At 33.7% G+C, this 9,672-nt stretch carries 6 protein-coding genes; all 6 read right to left on the reverse strand.

The window, feature by feature from the left end; all coding sequences use genetic code 11:
• Positions 1-364: 364 nt before the first annotated feature.
• The 6 genes from BVH04_RS13020 to BVH04_RS13045 all read right to left on the reverse strand — a co-directional run bounded on the left by BVH04_RS13020 (position 365) and on the right by BVH04_RS13045 (position 8,916).
• Positions 365-1,276, reverse strand: a complete 912-nt coding sequence (locus tag BVH04_RS13020) for an alpha-1,2-fucosyltransferase (protein WP_086541912.1) — start codon at positions 1,274-1,276, stop codon at positions 365-367.
• A gap of 98 nt (positions 1,277-1,374) precedes the next feature.
• Positions 1,375-2,115, reverse strand: a complete 741-nt coding sequence (locus tag BVH04_RS13025) for a 4'-phosphopantetheinyl transferase family protein (RefSeq protein WP_086541913.1) — start codon at positions 2,113-2,115, stop codon at positions 1,375-1,377.
• A 4-nt stretch (positions 2,116-2,119) separates the two neighbouring features.
• Entirely contained in the window at positions 2,120-6,112 is a 3,993-nt protein-coding gene (locus BVH04_RS13030; protein WP_169714434.1) for a non-ribosomal peptide synthetase, read from the reverse strand.
• Between the two features lie 168 nt (positions 6,113-6,280).
• On the reverse strand, positions 6,281-6,721 hold the full coding sequence (locus tag BVH04_RS13035; RefSeq protein ID WP_086541915.1) for an AMP-binding protein: 441 nt from the start codon (positions 6,719-6,721) through the stop codon (positions 6,281-6,283).
• Positions 6,722-6,781: 60 nt separating this feature from the next.
• Positions 6,782-7,927 carry a GDP-mannose 4,6-dehydratase gene (gene gmd / locus BVH04_RS13040; RefSeq protein ID WP_086541916.1) on the reverse strand — a complete coding sequence of 382 codons (1,146 nt, stop codon included), beginning with the start codon at positions 7,925-7,927 and terminating at the stop codon, positions 6,782-6,784.
• Between the two features lie 29 nt (positions 7,928-7,956).
• Entirely contained in the window at positions 7,957-8,916 is a 960-nt protein-coding gene (locus tag BVH04_RS13045) for a GDP-L-fucose synthase family protein (protein ID WP_086541917.1), read from the reverse strand.
• Between the last annotated feature and the right edge of the window lie 756 nt (positions 8,917-9,672).

Below are 9,672 nucleotides of genomic sequence, written 5' to 3' on the forward strand. Positions count from 1 at the left end.
AAAAGCTGCAAGGTGGGGTAAAGTGGTGAAAAAATTATGCACGTGAGTACAGCAAGATGAATGATGAGAAGCAATCAATGAGAATAGAATTTCAATTCTCCAAGTATTGATGGAAAGGCATTCAAGAAAGGTCATAAATTCATAATCAATTTGAACCATCCCAGAAGCAAGAGTTTGAAAAAGGTTAACCTTGTAATCTTTCTTTCGGCTTAAAAAAAAGATTAAAATACCAAAAAGTGTTCACGTCTAGTGAAATAATTGTACTTTAAAATTCAAAAAATAATTAAAAAATATATACGAAAATAATTTAACACAAAAGTTTAAATAAATCTAACAAAATTAGGTAAACAATTAGAAAGTTAATTTAACTCAGAATACTAGATTTAACAGAATTTACATCGAGTGAAATCCAGTCTTCAGGGTATATGCTGGAACAATCCATCTTGTTTACCCAAAGCCTAGGCATTATCACTTTCTTACCCGGATTATCAGCAAGCCAAGCTGCCCACCAACTAAATGAACTATTGGCTATAATGAAGTGTTGACATAAACTCATCAAATACATATCCAGGTAACTTTTAGAACCCTTATTGTGTGAGACAAATACAAAGTTAAAACCTTTAAAATTTTCTTTAGCCCACTGTATGTCATCTGAAAAAATATAAAATACTGGATTATCAACACTATCATTGATAATTGTAAATGCCTCATGATAATAATTAAGTGAATCATAAAGCATTCTGCTATCTGACAACTCAGGTTTGGTGAAATCACCGCGTCTCACATGAACCGCAACAGAGTTTCTACTTTCAATATCGTTCACAAATTTCAAATTAAATGGGTCACGAGGCTTATTAAAATTAAATACCTCTTTAATTAACTTTTTTTGAGATTCAAAGTATTTAAGAGATTGCCACGTACCAACCAAATAAGACGATTCTTGTTCGAACACATTTTCATCATAAGAAAACTCCATTGGCTCTTTATAAACGTTAGAACTAGATATTAACAATTTGGTCGTTATACTCTTAACAAGTGAAATGTTAACATCGACCAAAATAGGACGTAATCGGTTCATAGCATAAATCCTGAATCTATCCCGAATAGGAATTGCTACATTGAAAGCTTTTAACAATTCAAATCCTTGATAGTGCCTATTAACTAGATAATCGTTAACAGAAATTCTAGTAGGAATTCCACTTGCATCCATAGCAATAGCTAATGCATATTGAAACATCTGATTCCCTAACCCACCATATATAGCTACTCTATTCATCACAAAAACAATTAAATATTAAAATAAACATATTAATAAGCAAGTAATAAAACAAGTAAAATTATGTAAATAAAATAAATATATATAATGACACCATTTCAAACAGTATTAAATTCATAAAACCTAATCACCCTAATTGTAGTATCATATGCTATACTAACAGAATACTCATCGTCCATAATAAAATTACGAACATTCAAAGTAGAGGTAAAATTAGATAACTCAGAAGGTACAAAATTAAACCCGTCACAAACACTGAAACCTTTTAAATCATCAATCAATCCAATACCTACACCTTTAAGTAGCGCTTCTTTCCTAGTCCAATGTTTGTAAAACATAAGTCTTGGGGTGTCACTGTTCAAAATAGAAGGAACCTCAACAACAGACATAGTATTATATATCATGCTAAATAAATCATTTTTTGTATTCATCACTTCGATATCAACCCCAACTGACCAGCGATTAGACAACCCTATTATAACATAATCACCAGAATGAGAGAGATTGAAATTTAAATTTGGATAAGCATCTAAGTACGGCTTATTAAATTCCGTAAAACTAAATACAACTTCTTCTGGAGCTATTTTTAAATAACTTGACAAAATCTTCCTAAGATATATCTTCCCTAACAAAAACCGAATTTTATCTTCTTCCTGAATAAATGAATCACTTTTGGATAGTTCCTTATCATTAACTAAGTGAATTTCATCAGTGATTCTACCAATGAAATCCGGAATAAAAATTCTCCAAACATCAAGATTATTCCTTAATTCAAAATCACACTCCTTTCTCCATTCCAACACATTAAGCTGAGAACAAAAAATTCTACCAAAGACCATATTTCTAATAGTTAGATTTATTAAGAATGTTTTGAAGCACTTTAGAAAATTCTACTCCATTGGGTGGCTTAAGCATATTCGCATGCTCACCAGGCATATATACGACCTCAACATTGTTTACATAAGGTGACCAACCAAAAGTTACAAAATCATGAACAAAAAACGTCTTCTTTTTAGCCAGAAACAAAGTAATACTAGCATCAATATGTTTATGTGAATAATTCCTCCATGCCAACATATTTATATCTTCAATTATTTTAATACGTTCCTTAAGGCTACTTGACGCATTATCAAGAGAATGATTATTATAATTATCAAACTTCTCTCTCATATATTCCCGTCTGTATAATAGATAATATATCGGATCATCAAACATAAATTTTATGTCAAAAACCAATTTTTTAGCGAAGTAATGTAATTTATCAATCAAACCCTTTGGATGGTCTTCTTTTAGAGATGCTATAGTATCTATCATCCCTAAAAAACTAACCTGAGCTCCACTTTCAATGAGTTGCTTTGCCATTTCAAATGCAATCTGCCCACCAAATGAATTTCCTAAAAGACTATATGGGCCATTAAAACCAACATCCTTTATTTTATTTATATACAACTTTGCAATATCTTCAATATTATCAATAGGAGCAATTCCATTATTCATAATCGCAGGTGATTGCAAACCCCAGATTGTCTGATCCTCATCCATATGATTATTCAAAGTCTTAATTTCCAAAGGATTCAAACCAACACCATGAATAAAAAACAGCACTTTTTTTGAATTACCTTCTTTAATTTTAACCATCATATTATCAACTGCTTTACTTGAAAGTAATTGAGTTATATAATTAGCGATAGTATTAATTGTGGTATATTCAAATAGCAATGAGAGTGGAAGAGTTAAGCTAAATTTCTTTTCAATTTGGGAAATCAAATCAACTGCTAGAAGGGAATGACCTCCCTCTTGAAAGAAATCCGAATCTAAATTGGGATTAGTAGTATTCAAAACTTTCCCCCACAATTCTTTGATACCCTTTTTAACATCTGAGTCAGATACCGTACTTGTAGGTATTTTTTTATCTTTAATTTCATCAGAATTATTATGGATTATAATTTTTTCAGCAGTTCTCTCGATTTTTCCATTTTGGTTTATCTGAAAATTTTCGACAATATAAAATTGAGCAGGCACCATAAAACTTGGCAGTGTACTCGAAAGCTTTGTTTTACACGAATTAATCCACATGGAAAAATCAATGGCCCTTCCCTCAGTCTTTTTAAAAGCAACAAATGCTACAAGAATATCGCTTCCATCTTCAGATATTTGTTTTTCCAATAGTACATGTAGAACATTCTTATCTTGAGAAATTGCACTCTCTACTTCTCCCAACTCTATTCTTTGCCCCCTAATTTTAACTTGATGATCCACTCTTCCTTTACAATCTAATTCCCCCTCAGAAGTCCAAATAGCTAGATCACCGGTCTTATAATATACACCAGGAAAACCTTCTTGGAAGCCTGTAATAAATTTTTCTTCAGTTAACTTCTTATTGTTCAGATAACCTTGACCTATGCCTTTACCTCCTATATAAACTTCCCCTGCTTTACCTAGGCAATTGACTAGGCGTCCTGAATCATCGACTAAGACAATACTAGTACCTTCGACAGGCTTACCTATTGTTATGACCTGTGTATCAGCTGTGATTTCTTTGATAGTACTAAAAATAGTCGTTTCCGTAGGTCCATAAATATTGAATACTTTAGAAGAGGCTTGAACTAATTTCCTTGCCAGTGAAAGTTGCAACGGTTCGCCTGCTGAGATTATGGTCAATTTGTCATGTCTATCAGTTAAACCATAATTAACAATAGATTTCAGGTGTGAAGGTGTTGCAAATAACTTTGTTATTTGAGCTGACTTAACCACCTTTACTATTTCTCTTGGATCTCTTCTTTCATATTTATCTAACAGATATAAGGATGCTCCAAATACGAAGGGAAGTATTAGTTCCAAAAACGACATGTCAAATGAAATGGAAGTTAATCCCATCACCCTATCCTGCTCATTTATACCTGGTGCTATCTTGAAGTGCTTCAGAAAGTCAACCAGATTAAGCTGAGTCAATACAACTCCTTTAGGATTACCAGTTGATCCAGAAGTATATACAATGAATATAGGATCATCAGGTTTTGGAAATTTCGAAACAAAATCAGGAGTAGGCTTTTGAAGAACTTCATGGTCAACTTTTAGCTTTTTAGCATTCAAATCACCCCAAGAATAGGTGTCATTTTCAGTAATAAATACCTTAACATCAGCATCATCCAACATGTATTTCACTCGTTCTTCTGGGAACTCTGTATCAATAGGCATATAACAAGCTCCTATTCGAATCACGGCCAGCGCTCCTGCAATGAGGTTTATACCTCGTTCCATATGAACTCCCACAACTTTCCCTGGACCGGCTCCCCTGAAGATCAAATGCACAGCAATGGCATTAACAAGAGTATTCAGCTGCTTGTAAGTAAACTCCTCACTACCTATCTGAACAGCCACTTTATCCTCTCTGGAAGAAAGTTGGACTTTAATTAGTTCTCCCAAGGATTGAAACTCTATTATAGGAACTTGAGTAACTTCTGACTTTGAACTAAATAAATTAAATATTTCAGATATCTTCTTCTCTCGATGATCTAAAAATAAATCGATCATCTTAAAATACTTATCTGCGGCAGTTATAATTGTTGACTTATTGAATAGATTACTATTATAAGTGAAATCTAATACGTACCCATTTGCTGATTTGAAAAGATTAAGAATCAATTCAAAATTTGAGAACGACTTGGGGTTAGCCATCAAGTTATGTTCTAATCCAGTGAATTCAAGCCCCTCTTCCATCCCCGTATCAATATTAAATGTCACCGGTACTAAAGAAATTCTAGAAGGATCTCTTGTTAAAGGGATGTTTTGAATCATATCCCCAAACGATATAAGACTATGCTCCAAAGTATTGTTATAATCTGATTTTCTGATTTTCAAATATTCGGAGAATGTTTGGTTCTTATCAATTCGACTTCGAAGAGGAAGTAAACTTACACAGTGTCCAATTAACCGATGCTTATTAAATCCAATTTGTCCAGCAACGGGCAACCCAACAATTATATCATTTTGTTTTGTCCAATCGCTGATAAATAATTCAAAAATGGCTAATAAAGTAAGATTTAAACTTGAGTTGAGTTTTGCACTTTCAACTTTTACCTTTTTCAAAGTCTCAACCTCTATAAATTTTCTATGTACATCAGAATTATAAGTTCTGATTTTTGTACGTTCTTTATCTATAGGTAAATCAAGTCTGGGAACAGGATTACTTAAATAATTTTTCCAGAAATCCTTAGTTTCTTTGTAGCTCGACTTTCGAGTTAGATTGAAGAATTCTTTAGCATAGTCTCCAAGACCGTCTGCTTTAGGCAATTTTGGATCTCTTCCTTCAATTAGGCTTGAGTAGATAACGGCCAACTCTTCAAGCATGACACCTAATGACCATCCGTCAAAAATGAGATGATGTCCTGTAAAAGTTAAAAGGTAACTTTTCTCCTCTAACTTAATTAAGTCCATTACATATAAGGGGCCTTGCACCAGATTAAAGTGATAAGATCCTCTTTGCTCTAAATGCTTTTTAAGAACTACATCCTTTTCTTTTTCGCCTACCTCACTAATATCTCGCATCCTAATAGGCAAACTAAAACTGCTAAAAACTATTAGACTTCTTCCATTTGGACTTACTACAGAACGCATTCCTTCATGCCTTTCAATAACCTGCAAAAAAGCATTTTGCAGGTATTTCACTGAAAGATCTCCACTAAGCCTTAATGCGACAGACTCATTGTATGCCTTATTAGCTTCTCTCCCTCCTATTTTACATGCCAGCCAAATTTCCATTTGAGCGGGTGTAATAGGGATTACTTTTTCTATTTCAGGTATTTCTTGAACGTCTATATTATTATTAAGAGTCATCTTCGAGGTATTATTCATAAAAAATTCATATGTCTATTAAGAAACATCCTTCAATCCAACATGGATTACCTTCTTCATCTAATCCAAATTAGGCCTAGAAAAGGCAGATGCTCTCTCAATTAACTTCATTAACATTTTCTCTAACTTTCCATAGCAAAATCTATATAATTATTGACATGTGACGCTGTAAAGGAATATGCAAACTCCACTAAATAGGAATCCCTTCATTGCGTTACAAGGTGAAATGCATCCCAATACACCTATATTCTCAAATAAATCTGATGATTGGCTAGGTAAAAAGTATTTTACTTTTGCTTGAGCTACAATGTTTTGTAAACGATGAGCTGGCAAACCGAAGGCAATCGGCAAATACGTTTTGCCAGCTACAAATGTTGTAAGCAGATAGACAAAAGTATTATTGATAGAACGCGCACCTGAAATTGCTACAATTGTCTCCAATGGAATATTATCCCTTAATAAATTTGCAAGATCATTTACTCGCCTATCTAGTAGGGAGAAGCTAATAACCTCACTTTCAAAAGCTATAGCAGTATGATCGCTATGCTTTTCAAAAGAAGAACTTAATACATCTATAATTTTATCTACCATATCCGAAAGCAGTAAATAGCCAGACCACTTAATGGTCCGACTATTTACAGTTTACAATAATTAATATTCAGAGCTAGAAGTAATATCAAATCCACCATTTACGAGACAAATATCCCTTTTAAGAAGCTGTAAATCAGAAGTTACCATATCTTCTACTAACTCTTTAAGAGTGTATTTAGGTTTCCATCCAAGTTTTTCAGCTGCTTTATCAGGACTTCCTATTAAAAGCTCTACTTCAGTGGGTCTGTAATATTCAGGATCCACTTTAATAAGCACCTCTCCTAGCTTAGGTAATTCCTCTTTGGTTTTACCCAATTTTTCTAAGGCTATATCATAGTCAATATCACATAAGACTCCCATTTCACTCGCATCTTTTCCAATAAAATCGAGTTTGAAGCCTATCTGACCAAAAGCAAGATGCAAGAAGTCTCTGACACTGGTAGTCACACCCGTTGCCACTACAAAATCTTCTGGCTCATCCACCTGGAGCATTAGCCACATTGCTTCTACGTAGTCTTTGGCATGTCCCCAATCTCGTTGAGCATCCAAATTTCCTAGGTATAGAACGCTTTCCATTCCTACACCTATTCTTGCAACAGCGCGAGTAATTTTTCTGGTGACAAACGTTTCTCCACGAAGTGGTGATTCATGATTGAAAAGAATACCATTACAAGCAAACATATTGTATGCTTCTCTATAATTTTTAACAATCCAGAAACCATACATTTTGGCTACAGCATAAGGAGACCTAGGATAAAAAGGGGTCTCTTCTCTTTGTGGAATTTCCTGTACAAGACCGTATAGTTCTGAGGTACTAGCCTGATAAATCCTGGTTTTCTTCTCCATACCCAGCAATCTTACAGCTTCGAGAATTCTGAGAATACCCAATCCATCTGCATTTGCAGTATATTCCGGAGTGTCAAAGCTTACCTTTACGTGACTCATCGCTCCAAGATTATAGATTTCATCAGGCTCACATTCTTTAATAATCCTGGTGATCCCCATAGAATCTGTCAAATCACCATAGTGAAGAATGAGCTTAGGATCCACCTGATGAGGATCTTGGTACAAATGATCTATTCTTTGTGTATTAAAAGAAGAAGCTCTTCTTTTAATACCATGAACCTTATACCCTTTACTTAACAGAAGCTCAGCTAGATAAGCGCCATCTTGTCCCGTAATCCCAGTTATTAATGCAACTTTCATATATTATTTTTTTCTTTTCAATTTAAAAATTAGATGTACATGTTGACCATTTTCAAACTATTGATATTTTGTAAATACCACTTATAAGTCTGAGTTATTCCTTGAATCAGTGAAACTTTTGGCTCCCAGCCCATGCCTGTAATCTTACTTATATCCATCACTTTTCTATGTGTACCGTCTGGCTTATTGGTATCCCAGAATATTTCACCCTCGTGTCCAACTACACTTTGAACCATTTTGGCAAGTTTATTAATCTCAATATCATGTCCAGTGCCCACATTAATGAGAGGATGATGAGAGTTTTTATCCAGAATAAAGATAGCCGCATCCGCCAAATCATCTACATAAAGGAATTCTCGTAGAGGACTACCTGTGCCCCATAGTTTTACAGGCTGGTTACCATTAATCTTTGAATCGTGAAATTTTCTGATCATAGCAGGAAGTACATGAGAACTGTTCAAATCAAAATTGTCAAAAGCCCCGTATAGGTTAGATGGCATTATAGAAGTGTACATTTTTTTCTTATTTTTAAAAATAGCTTCACAAGCTCGAATTCCAGCGATTTTTGCTATTGCATAACTTTCATTGGTTTCCTCCAAAGGTCCGGTGAGAAGATACTCTTCCTTAATCGGCTGATCAGCTTTCTTTGGATACACACAAGAGCTACCTAGAAAAAGAAAGCGCTCAACATTCTGATCAAGTGAACTATTGATCAAGTTATTTTGAATTCGAAGATTATCCATCAAAAATTCAAAAGGAAATGAGTCATTTGCTAAAATGCCTCCAACCTTAGCTGCAGCATTTATAACTATATCAGGCCTTTCTCTTTCGAAAAAATCTGAGACTGACTGTTGGTCCCTTAGATCTAAATCATTGCTATAACTGCCAATCAAATTATCAGCACCTCTAGCTTGTAAATGTCTCCAAATAGCGGACCCAACCATTCCTTTGTGTCCCGCTATGTAAATTTTTTTTTCTAACAAATCCATAAATTTAATATGGTTAAATATTAATAATAAATCAAAACTGTAAAAAGTGCACTAATTTTTTTTTTGCACTGACAGAGAATTTTTCGAAGCAAGAATCTATAACTAAAAAGACGGTATCATGATCAATTGCATAATCAATTGTATTACCCTTACAAGTTAGTTGGGTAGATTCTTTCTGTATACATCATGGTTTCGGGCCATTTTTTACCATTAGGTCAAATCTATTCCACTTTTTCTAAGTTAAGAACTTAATAACTATTTCTTTATTTTTTTTACCAAAATCCTGCACAGTCATTACCTGCTTTCTGAGAGAGAATAATTAGTCCAAATATAGTAACAAATCTAAAAACAAAAAATATAAAATGCATTTTAATATAAATAAAAAGCTTTTTTTTGGGTTCAAAATCAATATAAGTTGTATTTTTTGATTTACCCTTTCTTGATTTTAGAAAACTTCACATCGATTCAGCGTAAAAAATAAAATTCAAATTTATGAATAAAGGCGGTATTAAAATAATACCTGCAATCCTTATCTGACGATAATTCCGAATATTTTTATTCCGAAGCTAAAATTCAATAGGACGAGTCAAAAGTAGACGTCCACCTTTTAGGATCTGCTTAGAAAATAAAAAGTATTGCTATTGATACAATTGAGGGGTTATTTTTAGAATTTAAAGGAACACAAGTGCAAGGAACTATGCAAAAGACTTTCAAAAGGCATGCACCACGCAGCGAATATACCAGCTAAAGCCACCT

This window comes from Algoriphagus antarcticus, from assembly GCF_002150685.1.
Taxonomy (GTDB): Bacteria; Bacteroidota; Bacteroidia; order Cytophagales; family Cyclobacteriaceae; genus Algoriphagus; species Algoriphagus antarcticus.

Coding starts and splice junctions, on each gene's coding strand:
- BVH04_RS13045 (WP_086541917.1), bottom strand. CDS start 8,916: ATGGATTTGTTAGAAAAAAAAATTTACATAGCGGGACACAAAGGAATG.
- BVH04_RS13020 (WP_086541912.1), bottom strand. CDS start 1,276: ATGAATAGAGTAGCTATATATGGTGGGTTAGGGAATCAGATGTTTCAA.
- gmd (WP_086541916.1), bottom strand. CDS start 7,927: ATGAAAGTTGCATTAATAACTGGGATTACGGGACAAGATGGCGCTTAT.
- BVH04_RS13030 (WP_169714434.1), bottom strand. CDS start 6,112: ATGACTCTTAATAATAATATAGACGTTCAAGAAATACCTGAAATAGAA.
- BVH04_RS13025 (WP_086541913.1), bottom strand. CDS start 2,115: ATGGTCTTTGGTAGAATTTTTTGTTCTCAGCTTAATGTGTTGGAATGG.
- BVH04_RS13035 (WP_086541915.1), bottom strand. CDS start 6,721: ATGGTAGATAAAATTATAGATGTATTAAGTTCTTCTTTTGAAAAGCAT.